General features: G+C 46.6%; 13 protein-coding genes. 5 read left to right on the top strand and 8 right to left on the bottom strand.

Annotated elements, in window-relative coordinates:
* Positions 1–246: 246 nt before the first annotated feature.
* Both M1B78_RS09335 and mdh read right to left on the bottom strand, forming a co-directional pair.
* Entirely contained in the window at positions 247–3,513 is a 3,267-nt protein-coding gene (locus tag M1B78_RS09335) for a S41 family peptidase (protein WP_257940505.1), read from the bottom strand.
* 95 nt (positions 3,514–3,608) lie between these two features.
* Entirely contained in the window at positions 3,609–4,550 is a 942-nt protein-coding gene (gene mdh / locus M1B78_RS09330) for a malate dehydrogenase (protein ID WP_257940504.1), read from the bottom strand.
* 228 nt (positions 4,551–4,778) lie between these two features.
* Here mdh and M1B78_RS09325 point away from each other — a divergent pair, with 228 nt between their 5' ends.
* The 5 genes from M1B78_RS09325 to M1B78_RS09305 all read left to right on the top strand — a co-directional run bounded on the left by M1B78_RS09325 (position 4,779) and on the right by M1B78_RS09305 (position 10,829).
* The gene (locus M1B78_RS09325; protein ID WP_257940503.1) at positions 4,779–5,657 is read left to right on the top strand and encodes a hypothetical protein; all 879 of its coding nucleotides are present in this window, start codon (positions 4,779–4,781) and stop codon (positions 5,655–5,657) included.
* A 218-nt stretch (positions 5,658–5,875) separates the two neighbouring features.
* Positions 5,876–7,342 carry a TolC family protein gene (locus M1B78_RS09320; protein ID WP_257940502.1) on the top strand — a complete coding sequence of 489 codons (1,467 nt, stop codon included), beginning with the start codon at positions 5,876–5,878 and terminating at the stop codon, positions 7,340–7,342.
* Between the two features lie 52 nt (positions 7,343–7,394).
* Positions 7,395–8,384 carry an HlyD family secretion protein gene (locus M1B78_RS09315; protein WP_257940501.1) on the top strand — a complete coding sequence of 330 codons (990 nt, stop codon included), beginning with the start codon at positions 7,395–7,397 and terminating at the stop codon, positions 8,382–8,384.
* Positions 8,385–8,412: 28 nt separating this feature from the next.
* A complete protein-coding gene (locus M1B78_RS09310; protein WP_257940507.1) occupies positions 8,413–9,591 on the top strand; it encodes an ABC transporter permease in 1,179 nt (392 codons plus the stop codon).
* Positions 9,591–10,829: an ABC transporter permease gene (locus M1B78_RS09305; RefSeq protein WP_257940500.1), complete on the top strand. Its 1,239-nt coding sequence runs from the start codon at positions 9,591–9,593 to the stop codon at positions 10,827–10,829. Before M1B78_RS09310 ends, M1B78_RS09305 begins: the two co-directional genes overlap by 1 nt.
* 343 nt (positions 10,830–11,172) lie before the next feature.
* Here the strand turns inward: M1B78_RS09305 and M1B78_RS09300 are convergent, their stop codons facing one another.
* The 6 genes from M1B78_RS09300 to M1B78_RS09275 all read right to left on the bottom strand — a co-directional run bounded on the left by M1B78_RS09300 (position 11,173) and on the right by M1B78_RS09275 (position 25,295).
* Positions 11,173–12,720 (bottom strand): Gfo/Idh/MocA family protein, encoded by a 1,548-nt coding sequence (locus M1B78_RS09300; protein ID WP_257940499.1) that lies wholly within the window; start codon positions 12,718–12,720, stop codon positions 11,173–11,175.
* A 97-nt stretch (positions 12,721–12,817) separates the two neighbouring features.
* Entirely contained in the window at positions 12,818–16,678 is a 3,861-nt protein-coding gene (locus M1B78_RS09295; protein WP_257940497.1) for a TIM-barrel domain-containing protein, read from the bottom strand.
* Positions 16,679–16,868: 190 nt separating this feature from the next.
* Positions 16,869–18,929, bottom strand: a complete 2,061-nt coding sequence (locus M1B78_RS09290) for a M60 family metallopeptidase (RefSeq protein ID WP_430732568.1) — start codon at positions 18,927–18,929, stop codon at positions 16,869–16,871.
* 299 nt (positions 18,930–19,228) lie between these two features.
* Positions 19,229–20,071, bottom strand: coding sequence for a discoidin domain-containing protein (locus M1B78_RS09285; protein ID WP_257940495.1), 843 nt, complete (start codon positions 20,069–20,071; stop codon positions 19,229–19,231).
* Positions 20,072–20,108: 37 nt separating this feature from the next.
* A complete protein-coding gene (locus tag M1B78_RS09280; protein ID WP_257940494.1) occupies positions 20,109–21,962 on the bottom strand; it encodes a RagB/SusD family nutrient uptake outer membrane protein in 1,854 nt (617 codons plus the stop codon).
* A gap of 24 nt (positions 21,963–21,986) precedes the next feature.
* Positions 21,987–25,295 (bottom strand): TonB-dependent receptor, encoded by a 3,309-nt coding sequence (locus M1B78_RS09275; RefSeq protein WP_257940493.1) that lies wholly within the window; start codon positions 25,293–25,295, stop codon positions 21,987–21,989.
* Positions 25,296–25,455: the final 160 nt, after the last annotated feature.

Here is a 25,455-nt window from a genome sequence, read left to right as displayed (position 1 = left end):
TTGAAAGAGCATTCGCATGGCTGGAAAACTTCAGAAGGCTGACGATAGACTACGAGTTCCATGCTGATACTGCAGAGCCTATGGTTCAACTTGCTTTCTGCAAAATCATGCTTAACAAAATTATTGTGTAATTTTTAAACAGTTTCTTAGTCTTTTTTACAATAATTAAGCAGCCACATTATGAAAAAAGTGGAAGGTGCATTGGGATACACCTTCCACTTCCTACATAAATATTCTGTTTTAATCTTACTCTTTCACCGGCAACTGCTTCAATAAGCAATCCACAGCCTCTTTCAATTGAGCATCTTCTCCCTTCAAAGCCTCTTCCGGCTTATTATATATCAAGATATCGGGTTGTAAAGTATGATTCTCAAGATAATTTCCCTGCATATCCATGCATCCTACTTGAGGAATACCGAATACAATACTCGGGTCAATCTGACGTTCCCACCATACGGCTGTCATGGTTCCTGCTACGGGAGTACCTACCAATTTACCGATGCCCAACGTCTTGTATACAAATGGAGTGCCATGAGCATTGCTATAATTATCTTCACATACCAGCATGCAGGACGGTTTCAGCCATTTGTTAAACGGATCACTGCCAATGTATTGCCCGCGCGGAACAAAACGCTCATACTCCTTTCCACTCAATAAAGTAACCACATCGTCGTGCAGCCATCCACCACCGTTATGGCGGATATCCACAACCACTGCCTCTTTCTTACGGTTACGGTCACTCAACAAATCAGAATACATTTTACGGAAACTCTGGCTATCCATACCTTTGATATGGACATAAGCAATGCGACCTCCGGAATATTCATCCACTTTCTTACGGCAATTTTCCACCCAACGCTTGTAAAGCAGCTCATTCTGCGCACCATAAGTTATCGGCTTCACAGTCTCTTCAAAACGTTTTCCTGTAGCCGGATCATAGACTGCAAGAACGACCTTACGGCCGGCCTTTCCCTCAAACAACGGGAAATAATCGGTACCTGCCAAGATGGCAATGCCATCCACTTTTTCAATGATACAGCCCGATTTTACATCTGTTTTCTTCTTAGTTAGAGGACTTTGGGGGATGATCTCCTTTATTTTCAATCCGTCGCCTGCATAAGTATCATCATAGAATACGCCTAAAGCAGCAGTAGGCAAAGTAGCACCCGAACCGCCATAACGCGCACCTGTATGAGAACCATTCAGTTCGCCCAGCATCTCACTCAACATTTCCGCAAAATCGTAGTTATTGTTGATATAAGGCAAGAAACGCTTATAAGTTTCCTTGTATTTGGTCCAGTCCGTTCCCTGCAGGTCTGCCACATAGAATTTATCATCCACCTGCTGCCAAATGTGGTCGAAGATATATTCACGCTCACCGTAAGGACGGTAATCGAAGAAAGCCTCAAATTCAATTGGAGAAATTTTGCTGCCTTCAATCTCTATCTTCTTCATCCTGTCGCGGGCACAAAGGAAGATATTCTTCCCCTTCTTGTCAGTCTGCAAAGCACCTGCACCTACTTTCTTCAAAAGAATTTTTGTAGCGTTCTCTTTCAGATTGTGTTCCCAAAGATCGTACCCATCCTCGAAAACGGACAGATAGTAAAGTTTATCCCCTTTCGCAGAAAGCATGGCATCTGCCATATGCGAGGAATTGACGGTCAAGCGTACAATGCGGTCAAAGCGGTTGGCAAGGTCAAACTTTAACGGTTCCACCTTTTCCTCCTTCTCCTTATCGGCATCCTCTTTTTTCTTCTTGGCATCTTTTCCGTCTTTCCTTCCAGCTTTTTCCTTTTCCGCCTTCTCCGCCTTTTCCGCTTCCTCAAGCAAAGCGGTTTCCTCCTTATTCATTAAGAAACGGTCGTATGCTTCAGCATCAAAGAACATGATATAAGTATCGTCTTCGGCTCCCCAACTGCCGTGGCTACGATAACCCGCGCGGTCGCTAGTCCAAATCATAGCCTTTCCGCCCAACACCCACTTGGCATTGCCGTCGTTGTATCCGCTTTCGGTCAGATTCACCATTTCACCCTTACCATCAGCATTCAGCAGCACAACATCTTTGTTGTTCCATCCGCCCACACCGATATAGTCAGAGAGAATCCATTTGCTATCCGGACTCCACTGGAACCACTGGTCACCGTCCGAATAAGAGTATTGGTACCTCCCATCCATAACGGTACGCACATCCTTTGTCTTCAAATTGATGACACGGATGGCGCTGCGGTTTTCGAGAAAAGCAATCTCTTTACCGTCAGGGCTGTATTGGGGTTGGAAAGAAGCGGCATCCGAGTTTGTCAGGCGTTCTTCCTTCAGCTCTGTGGCATAGGTAAACAGCTTTTCATCCTTACGCACAATCGTCGAAGTGTAAAGTTGCCAAAGCCCGTCGCGTTCGGAAGCATAAACCAGTGTCCGCCCATCGGGAGCAAAGTCTACGGTTCGTTCCTGATAGGGAGTATTCGTTATCTGCTTCGTAGTCTTATACTCCACTGAAGTGACGTAAACATCACCACGCAAAACGAAAGCCACTTCCTTACCATCCGGAGACACTGCCATTTCCGTGGCACCGCTACTTTTAATCTGGCGGATAATGTCCTTGTCGTTTCTATCGGAAACAATGCTGATGTTCACCTTTTGCGCTTCTCCACCGGGAAGCAGGGTGTAAATCTCACCATCAAATCCATAGCACAACCTTCCGTCCGTAGCGGCACTGAGATAGCGTACCGGATTTTTGGTATAGTGCGTCAACTGCACGGCCTTCGCATCTCCGGGAGTACGTCGGTAGATATTGAAAGAGCCGTTTTCCTCACTCAGATAGTAGAATGTTTTTCCATCAGGAGCCCAAACTGGTTCACGGTCTTCTCCTCCGAAAGTGGTCAGCTGGCGGTACTGCGGTTCTTTCCCCGGAGTATACATCCAGATGTCACGGGCAATGGGCGATACGTGATGTTTACGCCAGTAGTCCTCGTAACCTTTCTTATCCTGATACAACATCGCTCCCTCCTTATTGATGGAGATGCACTCCATAGGCATGGACGAAATCATCGTCGGGCGCCCTCCCTCCACTGATACTCGATAGACCTGGTTGAACTGCCCGTTAGAGGGAAAGACAACAGCCTCGGCAGACGGCATGATGCCCGCAGAGAACAAGACATGTCCGGCATCTGTAAAAGCAAGCGGTGTTTCGCTTCCCGAGTGGGTAGTCAGCCGTCGTGGTTCGCCTCCGTCTTTGGCCACAATGTAGACGTCCAGACTTCCCATACGGTCCGAAGCAAAAGCAATCTGCTTACTGTCCGGGCTCCATACCGGATCTGTATCATATGCGGGATTGGTAGTTATCTGCATGGCACGTCCGCCGGTAACCGGCACCGTATAAATGTCTCCCTTATAAGTAAAAGCAATGGTCGTCCCATCGGGAGAGATGACACTATGACGCATCCAGAGCGGAACATCCTGTGCAAAAGTAAAACCTGCCAAGCAAGCGGCAGCAATACCTAATAGTAATTTTTTCATAATGATTCTTGTTTTTGGAGAATACAAAAAACCTCACGACTTTTCCTTTCGAGAAGAGACCGTGAGGTTTGCTTATCATTTTAAGTTACCCTCAATTAGAGAGCACCAACTTCCTTCAGAGCGGCATTTGTCTTGTGAACGGCAACAGCGCTGGCAGCAAATTTAGCTTTTTCGTCAGCAGTCAGTTCCATTTCAACAATTTTCTCGATACCGTTCTTACCTAGGATTACGGGAACACCGATACAGATGTCTGATTCGCCGTATTCTCCTTCCAGATATACCGAGCAAGGAATCATCTTCTTCTGGTTGTGGATGATAGACTCAACTACGTATGCGCCTGCCGCACCCGGAGCATACCAAGCGGAAGTACCCAGCAACTTAGTCAGCGTAGCACCACCTACCATAGTAGAAGCTACCACTTCGTTCAGTTTTTCTTCGCTCAGCAGTGCGCTTACCGGCTGTCCTTTGTAAGTAGCCAAACGAGCCAACGGAATCATGGTAGTATCACCGTGACCACCGATAACCATGCCTTCCACTTCGTTGGCGTTGCAGCACAAAGCCTGAGACAAGAAATATTTGAAACGGGAACTGTCCAAAGCACCACCCATGCCGATGATACGGTTCTTCGGCAAGCCTAAGGACTTCAGTGCCAAATAGGTCATGGTATCCATCGGATTGGAAATAACCACGAGGATAGCATTCGGAGAATATTTCAGGATGTTCTGTGCAACCGACTTAACGATACCTGCATTAACACCGATCAATTCTTCACGAGTCATGCCCGGCTTACGGGGAATACCGGAAGTAATCACTACAACGTCGGAGTTGGCAGTCTTCTCATAATCGTTGGTACAACCTACAATAGTGGTGTCGAAGCCCAGCAGTTGAGCAGTCTGCATCATATCCATTGCCTTACCTTCTGAAACGCCTTCTTTCACGTCCAGCATTACCACTTCGTCAGCCACTTCGTTAAAGGCTAACACATTAGCGCATGTAGCACCTACGTTACCTGCACCTACTACGGTTACTTTTGACATAATTTCTAATTTTTTTGTTTATAAGTGTTCTTTAAAGATGACGCAAAAGTACGGCGAACTTCGTAATTAGAGAAATATTTCCGTAATAATTTTAGTTAAATACACATTTAGACAATGATTAGTGGACAATGATTAATGATTAATGATTAATTTTGCGGACGATTCATGAACAGGGTACAAACAATCGTCCATGAACCATTAATCACTTAACCATTAATCATTAAAAAAATGGCAGTTAAGAAAAATACACTTCTCATTGCGACAGGCAGCCTCCTTATACTATTATTAATAGGAGTTACCATTCTGCTGATTTCCGAAAAGCAAACCAACAAAGAGCTGATAATGGAATTCAACTTGGATAAAGAAGACCTTGAAAACCAATATACAGACTTCGCCAAGCAATATGACGAACTGAAGCTGAGCGTCTCCAACGACTCCTTGTCCGTACTCTTGGAACAGGAACAATTGAAGACCCAACGCTTATTGGAAGAACTCCGTACCGTGAAGAGCAGCAATGCCACCGAGATACGCCGTCTGAAGAAGGAACTGGCCTCTCTCCGCAAAGTCATGATAGGCTACATCAACCAGATTGACTCGCTGAACCGCCTGACTGCCCAACAGAAGGAAATCATAGCCGATGTCACCAAGAAGTACAACGCCGCTTCCCGGCAAATCAGCAACTTGTCCGAAGAAAAGAAGAACCTGGCCAAGACCGTGACGCTTGCCGCACAACTGGACGCCACCAACATCTTCGTCCAAGCCACCAACAAACGAGGCAAGACGGCCAAGAAGGTGAAAGACATCGTGAAGCTCAAAATCAATTTCTCCATCGTGAAGAACATTACTGCGGAAACCGGCGAACGTACCCTCTATGTCCGCATCACCAAACCAGACAACGATGTGCTGACAAAAAACCCGCAGAATACATTCCCTTATGAGAACCGCGAACTGGCCTATTCTATTAAAAAGTATATAGAATACAATGGAGAGGAACAAGCTGTAACTGTCTATTGGGATGTAGAAGAATATCTTTATGCCGGCACTTACCGCGTGGACATCTTTGCCAACGGCACCCTTATCGGTTCGCAATCGTTCAAATTGGACTGAGAAATTTAATCGGCAATCATAAAAACAGGTTAAATTATTTTGCCATATTAAAGGAAGCTGATATATTTGTGTCGTTGCTTATGCAATTATTGTCGCGCTACTAAACATCATCGACAAGAATTGAAAATTGTTCAATGGCTTTGCAAAGCCCTTTGCCGAACATTTCGGCAAGTGAATTGTTTTCATAAGAACATCAAATGTTAATGAGTTAAAACTTTATGAAAAAGCTCTTCAGTTTCATAGGGTTGGCATGGCTGGCCTTCCCTATAATGGCACAAGAAGCGTTAAGTTTGGATAGTTGCCGTGCATTGGCAATCTCCAACAACAAAGAACTGCTGATTAGTCAGGAAAAAATCAATGTTGCGCATTACCAAAAAAAAGCAGCATTCACCAATTACCTTCCCAACATCTCGGCTACCGGCGGATATATACGCAACCAGAAAGAATTGTCCATCCTCAGTGATGCGCAGAAGGGAGCCTTGTCCGGATTGGGCACAAGCCTCGGCGAACCATTGATGCAAGCCGCACAAGTCATCGCACAGCTTCATCCCGAATTAGCCGGCCAACTGCCGGCTCTGGGACAAAGCCTGACGGGTGCCCTCAACGGGGCAGGCCAATCTCTGGTTGACGCCTTCCGTACGGATACCCGCGACATGTATGGAGGTGCCCTGACGCTGACCCAACCCCTATATATGGGCGGTAAGATACGTGCCTACAACAGAATCACCAAATACGCCGAAGAACTGGCCCGCCAGCAACACAACGCCGGCATGCAGGAAGTAATCCTGAGTACAGATCAGGCATATTGGCAGGTAGTGTCCCTTGCCCATAAAAAGAAGCTGGCAGAAGGTTATCTAAAACTACTGCAGAAGCTCGACGGTGACGTCGGCAAAATGATTGCCGAAGGCGTTGCCACCAAAGCAGACGGACTCTCCATCAAAGTAAAAGTGAATGAAGCCGAAATGACTCTGACCAAGGTAACCGATGGTCTGAGCCTTGCCCGGATGCTGCTGTGCCAATTATGTGGTCTCGACCTTTCCACTCCCGTCATGCTCACAGACGAACAGAAGGAAGACCTGACTCCCACTACTCCGGAAAACGGTGCCATCGATATCAACAATGTTTATGCTACCCGTCCCGAAGTGCGCAGCCTGGAACTTGCCACGCAGATTTATAAGCAGAAAGTAAATGTCACCCGTTCGGAATATCTTCCTTCCATAGCACTAATGGGCAGCTATATGGCAACCAACCCTTCCGTCTTCAACAGTTTTGAGAAGAAGTTCAAGGGGATGTGGAATGTGGGTGTTATGGTGTCGGTACCCATCTGGCACTGGGGCGAAGGCATCTATAAAATAAAAGCAGCCAAATCGGAAGCACGCATCGCCCAATACCAGTTGGATGACGCCAAAGAAAAGATAGAGCTGCAGGTCAACCAGTCGGCTTTCCAAGTGAACGAAGCTGCCAAGAAACTGACCATGGCCGAAAAGAACTTGGAAAAAGCCAACGAGAACCTGAGATACGCTACACTTGGCTTTGAGGAAGGCGTTATACCTGCCAGCAATGTGCTCGAAGCGCACACTGCATGGCTTTCTGCCCAATCGGAAAAGATAGACGCACAGATTGACGTAAAACTGACAGAAATCTATCTGAGAAAGGCAACAGGGAAATTGATAATTGATAATTGATAGTTTCTTCAATCCTAAATCGTAAATAGTAAATAGTCAAATAGTAAATAATATGTTGGATACAAAATCACAAAACAGTAACATGTTGTTGGCATTCCTCACGCTGACGGGAGTGATTGCCATCGTTGCCCTTGTAGGTTTCTTCATGTTGCATAAAGGGCCGGAAATTGTGCAAGGACAAGCAGAAGTAACGGAGTATCGAGTATCGAGCAAAGTGCCGGGACGTATTCTGGAATTTCGTGTAAAAGACGGACAAAGCGTACAAGCTGGAGACACCCTTGCCATTTTGGAGGCTCCGGACGTGCAGGCCAAACTGGAACAAGCACGCGCCGCCGAATCGGCAGCCCAAGCCCAGAACGAAAAGGCTCTGAAAGGCGCCCGTCGGGAACAGATACAAGCTGCCTATGAAATGTGGCAAAAGGCACTGGCCGGACTGGAGATTGCCGAAAAATCCTACATGCGTGTGAAGAACCTGCACGACCAAGGCGTGATGTCTACACAAAAGCTTGACGAAGTTACCGCCCAACGCAATGCAGCCCGGGCTACAGAGAAAGCCGCCAAAGCTCAGTATGATATGGCCAAGAACGGTGCGGAACGCGAAGACAGAGTCGCTGCCGCTGCCTTGGTGGAACGCGCCAAAGGAGCTGTGGCCGAAGTTGAATCGTACATCAAGGAAACTTACCTAATTGCACAGACTGCCGGTGAGGTATCCGAGATATTTCCAAAAATAGGCGAGCTCGTGGGCACGGGTGCTCCCATTATGAACATCGCCATTCTGGACGATATGTGGGTAACCTTCAATGTACGCGAGGACTTGCTGCAAGGATTGGGTATGAATACCGAATTCGAGGCATTCATCCCTGCCCTCGACAGGAATATCCGCCTGAAAGTGTACTACATGAAAGACCTCGGCACATATGCCGCTTGGAAAGCGACCAAGACTACTGGACAGTTCGACCTGAAAACATTCGAAGTAAAAGCCGCTCCGCAAGAGAAGGTGGAAGGACTGCGTCCGGGAATGAGTGTGATATTGGAGAAATAAAAGGAGTTATGAGTTGTTGGGGAGGATGATGAAAAAAGATAAGAAACATACGGCTTTGTGGAATGTAGCAAGACGCGAATGCCGCCGTCTTGTTTCCCGCCCGCTCTATCTGTTCTGTATGGTGATAGCACCGTTGTTCTGCTACATATTCTTCACCACGCTGATGGACTCCGGGCTTCCTACGGACATGCCCGTAGGTGTGGTAGACCAAGACATGAGTGCCACTTCACGCCAGCTGACACGTAACTTGGACGCTTTTGAGCAGACAGCCGTCGTCGCCCGCTACCCTACCATCAACGAAGCCCGTACCGCCATTCAGCGCGGAGAGATTTACGGTTTCTTCTACATTCCCGAAGGTACCTCTGCCAAAGCACAAGCCGGACGACAGCCCAAACTCTCTTTCTACACAAACAATACCCTGCTCATCGCAGGTTCACTCCTCTTCAAAGACATGAAGATGATGAGCGAATTGGCATCCGGCGCCGCAGCACGTACCACCCTATATGCCAAAGGAGCTACCGAAGAGCAAGCGATGGCCTTCCTCCAGCCTATCGTCATAGATACGCATCCACTCAATAACCCGTGGCTGAACTACTCCGTATATCTATGCAATACCTTTGCACCGGGTGTATTGATGCTGCTTATCTTCATGGTAACCGTCTATTCTATCGGAGTCGAGATAAAAGACCGCACCGCCCGAGAATGGCTGCACATGGGCAACAATTCCATTTGGATTTCCCTTGCCGGCAAACTGCTACCACATACCGCCATCTTCTTCCTGATGGGGATATTATATAATGTATACCTCTACGGTTTCCTCCATTTCCCCTGCAACAGCGGCATCCTACCGATGCTGCTTGCCACCCTTTGCCTAGTGTTGGCATCGCAAGGCATGGGAATATTGATGATAGGAACCTTGCCTACCCTGCGTCTGGGACTCAGTTTCGCTTCCCTATGGGGCGTACTCTCTTTCTCCATGTGTGGATTGTCATTCCCCGTCATGGGCATGCACCCCGTATTGCAGGCATTGGCCAATCTGTTCCCCCTGCGCCACTATTTCCTGATATATGTGGACCAGGCACTGAATGGATACCCCATGATTTACTCGTGGGTCAACTACGTAGCACTGCTTATTTTCATGATGCTTCCGTTCTTCATAGCCCATAGGCTGAAAGGAGCATTGGTTTACTATAAATATATGCCCTAATGAAAGACCTGACCTTCAGACAGAAAGTGATACAAGGCATTCATGACTTGTTCTATATATGGAAACGGGAATTCGGCACAACCTTCCGCGACCAAGGCGTGCTCATCTTCTTCGTGCTCGTTCCGTTGGTCTATCCGTTGATATATGCTTTCATCTATACCAACGAAACCATCCACGAAGTGCCCACTGTCGTAGTAGATGACTCACGCTCCTCGTTGAGCCGCGAATACCTGCGAAAAGTGGACTCCAGCCCCGAAGTGAGCCTCGTAAGCTACTGCGCCGATATGGAAGAAGCCAAACTGATGCTGAAGGAGCGCAAGGCATACGGCATTATCTACATCCCCTCCAGCTTCAGCGGCGACATTGTACGCGGTAAGCAGATGCAGGTCAGTATCTTCTGCGACATGAGCGGACTGCTGTATTACAAAGCTTTGCTGACTGCCAACACCAACGTGTCGCTCGCCATGAACGCAGACATCAAAGTGGAGCGAAGCGCCAATACCACCGACCGCCAAGACGAGATTACCGCCTACCCGATAGAGTATGAGGATGTCGCCCTCTATAACCCGACCAACGGATTTGCCGCTTTCCTGATTCCGGCTGTATTAGTATTGATTATCCAGCAAACCCTTCTGCTCGGCATCGGCTTGTCTGCCGGAACGACACGCGAGCAGAACCGTTTCAGAGACCTGGTGCCTATCAACCGCCATTATAACGGCACACTACGCATTGTGATGGGAAAAGGGCTGAGCTACTTCATGATATATTCACTGATATCGGTATATATACTGTGCGTGGTTCCATGGCTTTTCAGCCTCAACCAAATAGCGATACCGGGTGTCCTGACTCTGTTCACCCTGCCCTACCTGGCCGCTTGTATTTTCTTTGCCATGACGGCATCTATTGCCATCCGCAACCGCGAAACGTGCATGCTGCTGTTCGTGTTCACCTCCGTGCCGTTGCTGTTCCTTTCCGGCATTTCGTGGCCGGGAACTGCCATACCTGCTTTCTGGAAGTACTTCTCGTACATCTTCCCTTCTACCTTCGGCATCAACGGCTACGTACGCATCAACAGCATGGGAGCCACACTCCATGAAGCCTCTTTCGAGTATCAGGCACTATGGATACAAACGGGGGGGTACTTCATTACCACTTGCCTGGTATATCGTTGGCAAATACTGCAGAGCAGGAAGCACGTGATTGAAGAGTATAAGAAGCATAAGAGTATAGAAGCGTAACACATCGTTCCAATATATCAGAACTGTTTGTTCATCATATTGAAACAGTCTGTTTTGTTAAAGGAAACAAGTATTCAGTCTACAGTATCGGGAAAGCAGCAAACAGACAAACGGCTGTAATGCCCAATTATGGCCTTATGTGTTTCTTCAACATGAGTAAAGTATCTCAGGTATGAAGACAAATATACAATGCTTTTTAAGAAACAGCAAGATTTTCGGAGGTTCATTTATTAACGCAAGAATACAAAAAGAAACACGGATTACCCGGAACCTACAGAGAATAAAATTCATCCGTAACTTTCCGCGTAACCCGTGCGTACTTTAAGAATTTATCTGCTTCTTATTATTTCTTTTCAGCAGCCCATTCCTTAGCTCCCTGTTCCTTCAACTTAGCAGTAAATGCTTTCGCCTTTTCCATGGAAGCAGCTTCCTCTTCCAGACTTGCATAAGCATGCTTGTAGCCCTTCACTACATTCCATTCACCACGGGTGAAATCGGGGAATGCCACAGCTGCACAACCATTGTCCATAGAAAGCTCGCCCAATTCTGCAAGGCAGCACCACTCTGCGAGGTCGTATACATCCATATCCAAAGGAAGACCGTTTTGCAAGCAATATACCATACGGCTATCCATGATAAAGTCCATACCGCCATGACCACCTACTTCCTTGGCCATCTCACCGTATTTCTTCAGAATGGGGTGCTGGTACTTTTCTATCAAAGCTCTCATTTCAGAATCAGGCAGGAAGCCATGCGAGCTCAAATCGTCCACTTTAGGCTGTACACCCGAAGCACTAAGCTGGTTGGCATCCAAAGCATATCCTTCTACAGGATACTTGTTGGCAAATCCCTTAGTACCGGTAAGCTGATACAGACGATTGTAAGGTTGCGGAGTCATTACATTGTGCTGAATCTCAATCACTTTACCATTGGCTGTACGCAACAAAGTAGTAGTATGGTCTCCATTGCGGAAATTATTGCAAGCAGAGTCGGCACGTTCTTCTACCAACGCTTTACCTACTACAGACTTCGTATCCATCGCCACCAATGTAGTCACACGGTCGCCACGATGGATGTCGAGTGCTTGTGCCACAGGGCCAAGGCCGTGAGTAGCATACACATCACCGCGATGTCTCATGTTGAACTCCAGACGCCATCCCAATTTGTCGTTTTCACCGTTTTTCCAATAGTAATCCCAGAACGGCTCCAAGTTGTGGATGTAAGCACCCTGTGCACGGATAACCTCACCGAAAACGCCTTGTTGAGCCATGTTCAAAGTATTCATTTCAAACCAGTCATAGCAGCAATTCTCCAGAATCATACAGTGTTTGCGATTTGCTTCACTCAAGTTAATCAAATCCCAGCATTCCTGCAAGTTCATGGCAGAAGGAACCTCAATAGCCACATGCTTGCCATTCTCCAAAGCACATTTGGCAACGGAGAAATGATGCAGCCAGTCGGCGGCAACATAAACGAGGTCTATATCATCGCGCTTGCAGAGTTCCTCATAGCCGGTAGCACCGGAATAAACGGCAGCCTTGGGCAGAGATGCTTTTTCAAGATACTTCTGACATCTCTCCGCACGCTTTTCCTCATAGTCGCAAAGAGCCACAATATGAGTTCCGGGAATGTGAGTAAAACGCTCTACCGCACCGGGGCCACGCATACCCAAACCTACAAAACCTACACGCACTACTTCCATCTTGGGAACAGTAAGTCCCAACACACTCTTTTGTCCTGCAGGACGTTCGGGCGTCTGCACAACAATAGTTCCATTTTTCCATTCCCACTGCGTTCCTTTTTCCGAGGTGTTCACAGTAGTGGCAGTTTGCGTTGAGCATGCACTAAATGCAAAGCATAAGCTCAACACCAAGAATCCAATTTTCTTCATGATTTAGTTAATTTAAAATTAGAATTATTATAACGTTACTCATTCACTCCGCAAAGATACTCAAAGCATACAAATGAAGCAAATGAGTAACATAGTTTTAGAAATTGCATACACCTAATTGTTTATCTACCAAGAATCCGTCCAACATCTTCAAGTCAAACTTCACATTCCTGCGAGCCTTGAATCTGATGACAAACAAAGCACAATCCCCCTCAAGAGCCTCACGTTCTCCGATATTCACGAATGTGGGATATACAGACTTGACCCCATTAGTGTGAAGTCTGTCGTTCGTCAGATTCTCCATCGCCTTCATGCCCAACGGCTGTATACCAGCAAACTCATAATCGGCAGGATTATAGGGCAGAGCAAAGCTAAGGGCATTCACATGGCGCAGGTCGGTTCCTTTCACCAACACCTCGATAATCTCACCTTTGGCATAACTGCGTTTCGGGGTACTGATGCTGATGTTTCCTTCCACCTTTTCACCTCTGACACCGTCGGCACCGCCTTCAAGTTGTGTGGTCACGACTGAAATGTCATAAGCATCTATCAGTCCGTTACGATTCAAGTCACCATTGCTGATGTATCCTTCAAAATCGGCATCGCCCCGACGCAGACCGGTATAGTTGGTGTAAGAAGTCAAGTCGTTTTCATCCACCAACTTATCGTTGTTGATGTCGCCCGGCAGATAACTTTCTGTTCCAGGCACTTTGAATACGTATATTTCTCGACCCGAACCATAGTTACCCACAGCTTCCGTAACGTTCATCTTTATGTAACGGGCTGTCGGCACTTGGGAAAACGTGAATATCTTCACTTCATTATCACGCTTCCAGTCGAATGCTCCCGCTTCGGTCCAGTTCTCCTTATCCATGCTGTAGTAAACCGTACCTTTCAAGATAGTTCCGTTTCCGGCATTCTCACGAGGGAGATAATGGAATTTATCAACTTGGTTGATAGATTTCAAATCCATAATCAAGTCGAACGGAATGGCCTTTTCATTGTACTTGGTATGCCACAACTCTCCTTCCTCAAAGTCGAATAAACGGCGGAGTGAACGACCTTGATTGGCGGCAGTTGTCTCACCCACAATTCCATGTATGGCAAATTCCAGCGGGTCTCTTTTCGTAGTGGCACTGAAGGCCGACCAGTCAGATTGCCCGTCTTTGTTCACCGCACGTATCTTGAAGTTGTAGATGGTTTCCACGTTCAGTCCTTCAAACAGCAATTCTGTATCTTTAATGGTACTATAATTCATACCTTCAAACTCTATCTCGTAATAATCGGCATTATCCACCTTTTCCCAAGTCGGTTTCAAAGCATAGGCTTCCGTATTATCTTCGGTGACCTGCGCTTTCGGAGCGACCAGCAGACCTGAAGTTACCTTATACCTATCAGCCAGAGCAAATACAAAACCGCTTATCTTCAAGGTTGTCCGGTTTGCTGTAATGTCAGTAGCCGCCAACTTGACAAGCACTTGGGGATTCTTCGTGATTACCTCTTTCTCGAAGTCGCTTCCTTTAGTGGCAAACTTGTTTAAGTTGGGTTTGGCATCATAAAAATAGACATTCTCTTTCTGAAGGTATTCATCCATGCTGTTTGCTTCCACAAGTTTGACCTTGTTCTTTCCGACAGTTGCCAGAATCTTTTTGGGTTTCTCGGTTACATTGATTCTGAATTCGGTTGACTTCTCTTTTACAAAACCATTGAAGTCGCCTTGAGCCGGATGAACGATTACCGTTACATCGCCCTTTTCACCGGCAACAGATTCAATCAGAGTGTTTACACCCTTGCCCGAACGGTACTCTTCAGTCATACCGTCATCATCATATTCGGTAAATGTGCTCTTTCCGTAAGGATAGAGTTCGTATATACGCAGATTTTTGTCTGTTTCATTGACGTTATTATTGGGGGACGTCATAGGAATAATGGCTCCGTTCTTCACGAATACAGGTAATTTCCAAAGCGGTGCAACATAATTATTGATAATGCATCCGCCTTGATAGATTTCACCGGAAAAATAATCTACCCATTCACCATCAGGCAGATAGATGCCATTACGGATGTCATTGCCTTGTTCATCGGCTTTCGTGGCTTGATAAATGGGAGCCACCAAGAAGTACGGTCCATAAAGGAACTGATATTGCGTAGCTTTGCCCAACGTATAGACATTGGGATATTCAAGGAACATAGCACGCATCATAGGCAGTCCGTCCACAGATTCTTTGGCGATACTATAGGCGTATGGCATGATTTCCGACTTCAACTTCAGATACCAGCGGTTGATGGAAGTGGCAGGTTCGCCAAGAGCATGGGGATATTTCTCATTGGCACCCCATCCATCCATATTCAATTGCATAGGGGTAAAGGCCTTCCATTGGAAATCACGTGTATTCACAACGGGGTTCTTTCCTCCGAAAATACCGTCCATATCCGAACAGATATTTGGATTGCCTGACAGTCCTGAACCGATGTAAGTAGGAATGTGGAAACGGATGTATTCCCATGTACCTCCGGTTTGGTCGCCCGACCAGATGCCGGCATAACGCTGTGTACCTGCCCAGCCGTCTAAAGAGATAATGAAAGGACGGGCTTCATTACCATAGTAAGTCATAATCCGGGCTACATCCGTAATACCGTTCAATCCGAAAGAGTATCCGGCACCTACCCAGGCAACATCAGTTTTCAACACACGCACTCCCGCATCTCTTACCTCTTTGACAATATCACGTTGCAGCAGCGCGCTGATACCCTCTTTGGGATGAAGGTCGGACTGCGTCCACAGACCTATTTCCACTCCGTTCCGATGAGCATAGTCCGTCAGGCTCCTCAGATTTTGAATATTGCCGTCCAATGTTTCCGCCTGGCCGTAGCCGGCTCCATAACCGTCGTTGGGCAACAACCAGCCTAAGGGCATGTCGTAATTCTTATAACGGTCTATCACGGCACGCGCAGAAAACTGATAATTATTTCTTTCTCCGTTCAGCGATTCTTTGATGCCACCATTATCCTTCTGGCTTTCCTTATAACGTTTGCCGTCCTCAAACAGGATTCCTTTTTCGTCTTCTTTCCAGTAGTCACGGTTATAGGCATTCAAGTGTCCTTGGTAGAAACCGAACTTCGGTATCAGTACAGGATTACCAGTCAGTTGATAGAAATCATTCAGCAAAGGCACGGCACCATCGTTCACCATCACGAAAATATCCAGATAATCCGTTTGATGAAACAGCTTCACAATGCCTTTCTCTTCCCGTCCGAAGTCATAGGCACCTCTTTTGAAAGTATGCCACATGAGGCCATAACCGTTTGTTGACCAGTAATAGGGATTAGGAGAAGCTACTCCACCATCCGTCCAGCTATTCTGATTTTCGATAGAAATGGTTTTGCCTTTGTGTGAGAAGCGTCCGTTCTGCACACCTCCGCCGTAGAAATATTCCAACGGATGTTCTTTCAGCTTCAAAGTAACTCTTTCTTTATCAAAAACGGCAGGTTCGGCCTCTTCCAGCACAACGGCTCCCGTTTGCAAGTTGACGACTTTCATCAATGCTGTCTTCTTATCCATTTCCACTTTCACCTTGCCGGTAGTGATGAAAACAGAACCTGCATCGTCCTGAACTTTCAGTTGCGATACTTCCTTACGGGGTTGGCTTACAAGAATTTTTGCTTCCGGCTTTGCTTCCGGATCACGAAGTATGCCACCGTTATTGTCTTGAAACATACGGAAGATATTGTCTCCATAGAAATCAAACGTCATGCGCTGATGATTGGAATACAGAACTTCAACAGTTGTCCGATTAATTTTCGTAACACTGATGACAGAGAAAACTTGCCGCACCATTGCAACACCCTCCTTTTCTCCACACACAGCTTGTGTTGCCAGATAGGGAGCCGGGAAAAGCATTGCAAAAGCAAATGACATTGTTTTCCATTTCCCCAGATTATTTAACAGGTCGTTCATTCTTTTTTATTTAAAGGTTAGATATATAATACTGATATGATTCGCTATCAGATTTCGTTTTTCATCACTCGGGTACAAAGGTAATAAAACGCAGATTACTTTAGCATCATTTTAAGCAATAGACTTACTTAAATTTTCTTCCAGATTCATTTAAACTGGTTCATAAAACCAAACAGTCCTTTTTATCGAATCAACGTACACGATAATCGGATATATTATCATCTTTCATATTATAAATATCATCATGTGCAGGCTTAGGATAATTCTTCAAGGCAATTTCTTCCTTTACTTGTTCTATCTGTTGCCGGGTAATGGTGAATTGAGTAGTACCATAATCCGTCACAGACCTGTCTATCGGCGTCAAAAATCCCCATGCCTCAAAGAATTCCGTCAAATCGAGTTGCGCCGATTCGCAGGCCAATTTCACGAAATTCAATTGATGGAGACCGTCCGTCTCTTCTGTGGTATCCAAATCCGGCTGTTGCCTCAACCGTTCATAGATGTATTTATAGAAATCCTTTTTCCCCATCACATCCATTACATAGAGTTTCAGTTGCCAGAAGGGAACCAATTTCACCCACACGTCATCTATTTCATTATGCGCCTTTCCCGTCTTCAGCAAAGTGCCGAACGCTTTCTCATAGCAGCCGTCCGTCAACAGGCGGGAAGTATTCCCCCAAGTAGTCTGAATGTACAGAGAATGAATATTGTTGGTCACCTCCGTCATCCCTATCCATCTCAGTCCAGGACGGGTCTGGTGCACATGTCCCAGTTCATGGGCAGGCCCCCAGCAAGCCGTAGTAGAGAATTTCTTCAAATCCAGTATATCCGACTGGGTACTTACATGATAGCCCATGTAGTAGTCAGTGGCATACATATAGCTTGCATCATCGTATATGGCAAGGAAGTAGGCATGGTTCTTATAGCCTTGATTATTTTCGGGCAGTCCCATAAACTCCTGCTCCAGACACACCAGTTCGTCATATTTGTCAATCAATGCCAGTCCGTCGGGCGTATATTTCCGGAAAGCTTCGGTTTCAAAAGTCAGCGACGCATATCGACCTATCACGTCGAAATGTTTATAAACAGCCTTGTCCAGCAACCTCTGCCAGTCAGCCTTTGTGTGTTTGCCGCTGTCGAAATAACCGTTGACGGTGCCCGACGCAATATTTATCTTGACGGGCTGTTCACTCCCCGTCGGAGTATAATACATGATATATATAAGTCCCGAAACTGTAGCTTTCTTCTTGTTGATACCTTCGGATAGAGGCATTGACATCCCCGTGATGGTATTCTTCGTGTCTTGAATAAACAGCGAGACATTCTGTCCGTGCGTATCGCCTACCAAGACTACCAGTTCCTCGCCCTCATTGACGTAAATTCCCGTAGGGTTGTCCCTCAGTCCATACATATTGGTCTTATTGCGCTTGGCCGGGATATCCGGATGTTGCCAGGATTTATAGCTTTGCACCCTGAATTCTTTCTCATATTCACCCTTAAGAATTTCCATCGCCAGCTCTTTGAAGAACTGATTTTCCACCGCATTAATAGTGGTTTCGTCCACGCCTTTCTTCAGTTCAGAGCAAGTGGCGTCCGTAAACAGTTCCGCATAGTCAAAGTTATCCGGATTCTTCCGATAGAACTCCATTTCAGAGCAGCTGGCATATCCTCCTTTACCCGATTTTACAACGAACTTTATCTGTGTAGGGCTCACCAATGCCGGAGAGAAACTGATGGTGGACGCTACGGAACTTCCTTGGAAATCGTACGTTCCGTAAAGCTTCGGCTCCGGTTCTTCGGCAGTGGCTACATAGAGTTCCAACTCCCGGAAGTTTCCATTCATTCCACCGTCCGTGCGTGGATGATAAACCAGATAGTCCATCCTTTCCACCTTCTCGAAATGATAGGCAAGCGTAACGGGCATATATTCATCGGCCACCCAAGGTGAATGAAAGATTGTGTTCAGGCTTCCATCCAATGTGTTCTCAATCTCCTCACCGGGCTGGCACGAAGAAGATTTGGCACTTGTCGCCTCAATCTTCAGGTCATCACTCACCTGTCCGATAGACGAGCCTTTACCATCCTGGGCAATTGTGACGGTAGCCTTTATGTCTCCTCCTACCAGTGTAACAGTTCCTGTACGGGATTGATAGGCATGGTTAGACACCACTGCAATAGTCAGCACCTCATTGGCATAACTTGCCTGACACCAGTCGGCTCCTGAGGTCACCTCACACTTTATGTCATCCATGTTTGTATTCACTTTGCATGTTTGGCTCGCTGCCAAACGTGCAAACTGAACAGTTTGATTGCTGATTTCAATGAAAGGCGTGGTTACCGGCAATTCCTCTTCTCCTTTACAAGATATGAAAAGGGTGAAAAGGAGGAATAGAATGGGGAAAAGACAAAGGTTTCTCATAAAATATATAGAGTACAAAGTTAGAATAAAGTTTCCGTTTTTTATAATTTGAAACAAGAGGATGCCGGAAGCGACCTTCGCGGCATCCTCCACAAATGATTCAGTAAATAAGGTTAGTCAAAATTGTGACTTTAGATTTTTTCATAGGCCTTGAAATAAGAAATCTGGGCAGCATTATTGCTCATGTTGGTTTCTGTTATTTCAAGTTTTATATAGCGCGCCGTTACCGGTGCTGTCGGTATCACTTCTTCAAAAGCCGGAATCAGAGGATGGAGAGCAGAAGCTACAACGGTTCCGTCGGGTGCAGTCCACGGCAATGCAAATGTGAACCCTCCTACAGCAGTGAAGTTTTCATTATCAGTGCTGGCATAGATATTCAATGTCTTCACCGTACCGTAGTTATTACCATTTCCGGAATAGTATCTTCTACCGATATCAAACTTGGCTACTTCCAGCTCTTCTTTCATATCAACAACGATTATATAAGGAAGAGGCACCGCTGTTGAGTATTGGCTATGCCAGAACTCCCCACGATTCTCGGTAAATAGGCTGGGATAGCCACCACCGTCATTTGCTTCTACACCGTTTCCGGTAGCTGTCCAGCGCGTCCAGTCATATTGCAGATACTCTTGTCCATCGAATTTCTGTAACACGGTAAAAGTAGTTTCACGATATCCGCATTTCACGTACACGGTAGCAGTTCTGAAAGCCTCTGCTGTATTGGCAGCCGTAGCAGTGACGGTTATATTTTTGCCATCAGCCGCCACCTGGCACCAGTCGGCCCCATCTTCCACTTGCACGAAAATAGAAGAGGAAATATCCGTATCGGCCACTACGGTAGCGGTTGAGCCGGCAGCAGCATCCACTACCGCACGTTCCACAATAATATACCCTACATACGGCTGCTCAGTCTCGGCACATCCATACATGATGGCCGACAAAAGAAACAACATTAAATATGATAACTTTTTCATTTGTATGTCTATTTTAAATTAGTAAATCTGTTTATCATTAAGGATTCTGTTCCAACTTATGAGGATAAGCATCGTACTGAAGCTGCGGGATGAACTCACAGACAGCCGGTTCATTGTACTTCACCTCATAGAAAGGCTCTGCCAGTTTCATGGTATGACCGCCCGGGTATCTTCTATCCAAAGTCTGACGTTTGCGGAACACATCGAAACGGCGATGGCCTTCCCAAGCCAGTTCTAGCATACGTTCCTCTTCTACAATCTTGTGGATATCCTTGGAGCTACCGTTTTCAGCGGTCTTCATATTCTCCTCGGTCCATTCCGGAATACCGGCTCTTCTGCGAAGTTCGTTGACATCATCCAATGTAGCCTTTACCGCACCGCCCTTTTCAATATTGGCTTCAGCACGAATCAAGTACATTTCCGACAGACGGGAGATGACCGGCGACCACAATTGCTTGCTCTGCTCCTGATAAGACAACTTATTGATGGCATATACCAAGAATTGGGCATCCTTGCCACGCTTAGTGTCAGCATCAAACACCCTCGGTTCGATACGGCCGATAACCTTGTTGCCGCTTGCATCCAAGATGAAGTAGCGTTCACCCAAGTTATAATCCTCTTTCTGCAAATACGGACCAGACTGAAAATCAACACTGTTATCTACTACATACACCGTTTTGTCGGCATTGTATTCCGGTTCACCTTTTTCTGCAGCTCTCACCACAGCATATCTGCCGTCAGCCTGCTTTCTGATACGCTTCTGCTCATATTTATAAGTCTTGGCATTGTCCGGCTTTCTGCCATAGACAAACGACCAGTCTTCATACACCTTGTCAAGATAGGGAACCGGGGTATAATCATTGGCTCCATCTTCCACAAATCTCTTCACAATATATTGGCTACGCAGGTCAAGAGGCATATCGTTGTCATCCAAATGAAGTTCTATCAACTCCAGATATCTGGAAGAGGGAGACATCTCTTCCCAGCCGGTACCATCTATACATATAAACATTCCTCCCATACGACTGGCGCTATTGTCATCCTTATCAAGTGTGCGGCGTACAGCGAAAATAGTCTCTCTGTTATCTTCGGGAATAAACTGCGGATAAGTGGCATAACGTTCTCCACGCTCCAGTTCGTACTTGCCCGAGGTGATGACATTGTTCGCCATCTGCCAGGCACCGTCCCAATTCTCCATGTAGAGGTAAACCCTTGCCAACAGTGCTTCGGCAGCCTCCTTGGTAGCGTAGATGTTCGACTTGGAACTCATGCCTGCCGGCAAAGTCATGTAAGTGATGGCATCCTTCAAGTCGTTCACCACCTGCTCGTAAACTTCGGCCACTGTGGAACGGGATTTCGGCATATCCTCGTCCGTAATGCCGGTATTCAACTTCAGAGGCAAACCAGGATTCTGCGTAGGATTGTTGGAATAGGGCTGTGCAAACTCGTTGACCAACAAGAAATAGCTCAAAGCACGCAGGTAGTAGTTCTCGCCCATCATTATCGTTTCCTCAGCAGAACTTTTTTCACCCAAGCCCTTGACTCTCTCAATCACTTCGTTGCAGTTGCCAATCACACGGTAACCCAACTCCCAAGTATATTCCGTCACACTGCTACGTATATTCCGGCTATAGTCATACAGCGGCCATGTCCCCCCCGTTGAGGTTCCGTTCCATGTAATGTCATCACCGCCAAACGCCCAAAAGTAGTAGCCATTATCTATCAATCCACCGTCGTTCTTGAGCAAACGGTAAGTACCTTGCGACAATTCGGCGATATTCTTGTTGTCCAAATCTTCGGCCATCACTCCGTCATACATATTCACATCCAGACTGCATCCGGACATTCCAGCCAATAGCCCCAAGGCTCCTAATGCATATTTTATTTTCATACGATTATACTTCTTGATATTCAATTAAAAATTAACATTCAGACCTACGGTAAAACGTCTTACGGTAGGATAACCCAGACTGCCGGCCGATCCGTTGTAACTGGAAGAGAACAGGATTTCCGGGTCTTGTCCCGAGTATTTGGTGATGGTGAACAGGTTTTCACCTCCCACACTGATGTTGGCAGAAGTCAGCCCCAGTGGTTTCAGCCATCCTTTCGGCAAACTATAGGCCAATGTCAGAGATTTCAGCTTAAAGAAGTCACCGTTCTCCAGATAACGTGTGGATGTTTGGTCGGCACCGTTATTTCCACCGGCTATCAGTTGCGGATGTGTGGCCTTGTCGCCCGGTTTCTCCCAACGGTTCCATCCGTCGGCCAGTTTCATAGGCGGTTGAGAAGGACGACCGGCATCACGGTCGAGTGCACCCGCACGCATGCCGTTGTAAATCTTGGCTCCCGCACTAAATACGAAATTGGCATTCAGGGAGAGTCCTTTCCACGACAAAGAAGTTCCGATGGCACCGTTGAACTTCGGAGTAGGAGAGGCATCCAGCAATACAGAGTTCGCCTTGCTGTAATTGCCCGTCACCGTCTTCTCGCCGGTCTCTTCGTTGGTCACAAACCATAAAGGGCGTCCGGTCATGGCATCTACACCTGCCCATTCCGGCAGATACCAGTTCATGTAAGGATAGCCCACCGCTACAGCCTGCGATGTATATTCATTGCCATCGGGCAGTTGGGTAATCTTGTTTTTGTTATAACCCAAGTTGAAGGACATATCCCAGTACCAGTCTTTGGTCTTGATAATCTCGGGAGACACAGTGATTTCAAAACCCTTGTTTTCCAGCTTACCGTTGTTGGCCGTCTGACGGTTGTAACCTGTCACTGCGGGCAAGTGCTTCAAGTAAATCAGGTTCTTCACCTTCTTGGAGTAGGCATCGAACACAATGTTCACGCGATCGAACAAACGGATGTCAAGACCGAAGTCCAGAGAAGCAGTTTCCTCCCAAGAAAGGTCCGGGTTTCCTGCATAGTTAGAGTACAAAGCTACGTTGCTGCCATATTCGGATGTAGTGCTCAACTTTGTCACCCATTCGTATGCACCACCCGGCTGGTTACCGGTAATACCATACGAGATACGGGGTTTCAACTGGTTGATGAAACCTAGTTTCTGGATAAATTCCTCCTCGTGCATGTTCCAACCGCCACCGATAGACCAGAAAGGAGCCCAACGCTTGTTGGCGCCGAAACGTGAAGAGCCGTCCACACGGAACATCACCTGGAAAAGATACTTGTTGTCATAAGAGTAGTTTCCATTGAACAGGTATGCGGCATCCCTTTCCTCGGTCTTAGTGCCCGATACTTTAGGATTGGAAGCACCACCGCTCAGAATCTCATTACCCTGATACATTTTGGAAGCCTGACCCGTATTGTCATAATAGCGTCTTTCGTTGTATTCATAGAACATGTAGGCATTGATTTCGTGCTTGTCGGCAAAAGTTTTCAGAAGACGCAGCATCTGATTGGCGAAAATTACTCTTGTGTTGACTGTAGAGTTGTAGATTGTACCTTGCAAAGTTTCTTGTCCGATTGCTTTCGGGTCGGTATAAGACTCACCGAAGCTATTGCTGAAACCGATTTTATTGTTCGATTCGAAAGTAAGGAAGTCAAACAGTTTGTAGTCAAAGCCGAAACCGATATCCATCGCGTTCTTTCTACTCTTCGACCAATTCAGCTGATTGTTATAGATGTTGTTGTAGTTACCGTCCGAATACCAGTAGTCGCGCGGATCGGCGGTAGGAGCATCTTCTTTTGTAGGACGTCCCTCTTTTCCGGTCTTCAAGTTACCTTGAGAGTCGTAAGGAGTATCCCACGGTGTATAGCTGGTATAGTTCAACGGCATCTGCTGATCGAAAATCTCACGATAGCTGACAGCCAGCTTGGCTTTCAAGGTCAAGCGGTTGTTAACCACATAATCGGTATTGGAGCGCAGCGTGAAGCGGTCGTAATCATATCCCTTGATGGCACCATCTTCGGTATAGTAGTCACCGGAAATATAGGACTTGATTTTGTCGTTACCGTATTTATACGCCACATTATAGTTTTGAGTGAGGGCGTTTTGCGTCGCATAGTCCCACCAATCGAAATTCCGGTCTTTCAGATAGGGCTGGAGCGAGTGCTGGTCGGCCAACGTACCCGCATTGGTATAGGCGGTAACCAGATAATCATAATATTCGGCTCCGTTCATCATTTCCAAGTGGCCTTTCTGCAACTGAGAGATACTGAACTTGGCGGAAGCGCTGATTTGCGAAGTACCAGTAGTGGCACGTTTGGTAGTGACCTGCACAACACCATTGGCACCACGAGAACCGTAAAGGGCTGTGGCCGAACCGTCTTTCAAGATGGAAATACTCTCGATGTCGTTCGGGTTGAGGTCGGCAAGCGCATCGCCCACTACACCGTCAATTACCCACAGAGGTTCCTGCTTACCACGGATAGACCCGATACCACGCACGCGGATACTTACTCCCGCACCCGGCTGACCGGAAGTAGGCGTAACCACCACACCAGCCACTTTACCTTGAAGCATGTTGGCTACACTGGGAGTAGTCACATCCTTCAATTTGTCGGACTTCACCGAAGCGATGGCACCCGTGATAGAGCTTTTACGTTGCATACCGTAACCTACTACCACAACCTCGTCCAATGCCTGAGAGTCGGGAGCCAGCTTTATGACCACCTTTTCCGTTCCCTTTACCACATATTCATACGGTGCATAACCGATGAACGACACCACCAGCGTGGAGCCTTGAGGAACACTTAGCGTAAAGTTACCGTCCAGGTCGGTCACCGTACCCACTGTGGAATTACCTTTCAAAGTAACGTTCGCTCCCGGAACAGTTTCTCCCAGATCGTCGAACACCTGTCCGGTCACCTTGATTTCCTGGTTCACGGCTTGCGGCCGGGGCTCGGAAGCCTTTCTAGCCACTGTTATCTGACGGTCGTTGATTTTAAAATCCAGACCGGTGGCAGAAGAGAGTTCTTTCAATATCTCTTCCGTTTTCTTTCCACTGATGTTCATGGAAATCTTCTTCTCCAGTTCGGACTTCACATCCTTGGAATACAGAAAGACAAAGTTGCTGTTCTGTTCGATGAAACCGAACACTTCTTTCACTGTTCGAGCAGCAGTCGCCCGCTGTTCGTTCTCTGTGCCGCGATTATCTGCGGCATAAAGGGGAGAACAATAGCCCTCCGCTACTAAAAAAACACTAACTAATAGATAAATAGATATAAAACATCTCTTTATCCGACCATAAGTTGTCTTCTTTTTCATACTTTCGTATTGATTTTGATTACTAAAAATAACTTTGATTAAAATCACTTTCGGCCGGCTGGTATTGGGAGTACTGTCCGGCCGCTTTTGTACCCAAAAAACGGTTCTACTTTCTTTTTTTATTCATTCCAAACAATTTAATTAATAAGGTTAACACTAC

Origin of the sequence: Bacteroides muris (ex Fokt et al. 2023), from assembly GCF_024704895.1 — a bacterium.
Taxonomy (GTDB): Bacteria; Bacteroidota; Bacteroidia; order Bacteroidales; family Bacteroidaceae; genus Bacteroides; species Bacteroides muris.
Note: the sequence above shows the minus strand (reverse complement) of the source record. Positions and strands in the feature narration are given on the sequence as shown.

Excerpts from the sequence above, each read along its gene's own strand:
- M1B78_RS09335 (WP_257940505.1), bottom strand. The coding sequence starts at position 3,513 with ATGAAAAAATTACTATTAGGTATTGCTGCCGCTTGCTTGGCAGGTTTT.
- mdh (WP_257940504.1), bottom strand. The coding sequence starts at position 4,550 with ATGTCAAAAGTAACCGTAGTAGGTGCAGGTAACGTAGGTGCTACATGC.
- M1B78_RS09325 (WP_257940503.1), top strand. The coding sequence starts at position 4,779 with ATGGCAGTTAAGAAAAATACACTTCTCATTGCGACAGGCAGCCTCCTT.
- M1B78_RS09320 (WP_257940502.1), top strand. The coding sequence starts at position 5,876 with ATGAAAAAGCTCTTCAGTTTCATAGGGTTGGCATGGCTGGCCTTCCCT.
- M1B78_RS09315 (WP_257940501.1), top strand. The coding sequence starts at position 7,395 with ATGTTGGATACAAAATCACAAAACAGTAACATGTTGTTGGCATTCCTC.
- M1B78_RS09310 (WP_257940507.1), top strand. The coding sequence starts at position 8,413 with ATGAAAAAAGATAAGAAACATACGGCTTTGTGGAATGTAGCAAGACGC.
- M1B78_RS09305 (WP_257940500.1), top strand. The coding sequence starts at position 9,591 with ATGAAAGACCTGACCTTCAGACAGAAAGTGATACAAGGCATTCATGAC.
- M1B78_RS09300 (WP_257940499.1), bottom strand. The coding sequence starts at position 12,720 with ATGAAGAAAATTGGATTCTTGGTGTTGAGCTTATGCTTTGCATTTAGT.
- M1B78_RS09295 (WP_257940497.1), bottom strand. The coding sequence starts at position 16,678 with ATGAACGACCTGTTAAATAATCTGGGGAAATGGAAAACAATGTCATTT.
- M1B78_RS09290 (WP_430732568.1), bottom strand. The coding sequence starts at position 18,929 with ATGGATGACATAAAGTGTGAGGTGACCTCAGGAGCCGACTGGTGTCAG.
- M1B78_RS09285 (WP_257940495.1), bottom strand. The coding sequence starts at position 20,071 with ATGAAAAAGTTATCATATTTAATGTTGTTTCTTTTGTCGGCCATCATG.
- M1B78_RS09280 (WP_257940494.1), bottom strand. The coding sequence starts at position 21,962 with ATGAAAATAAAATATGCATTAGGAGCCTTGGGGCTATTGGCTGGAATG.
- M1B78_RS09275 (WP_257940493.1), bottom strand. The coding sequence starts at position 25,295 with ATGAAAAAGAAGACAACTTATGGTCGGATAAAGAGATGTTTTATATCT.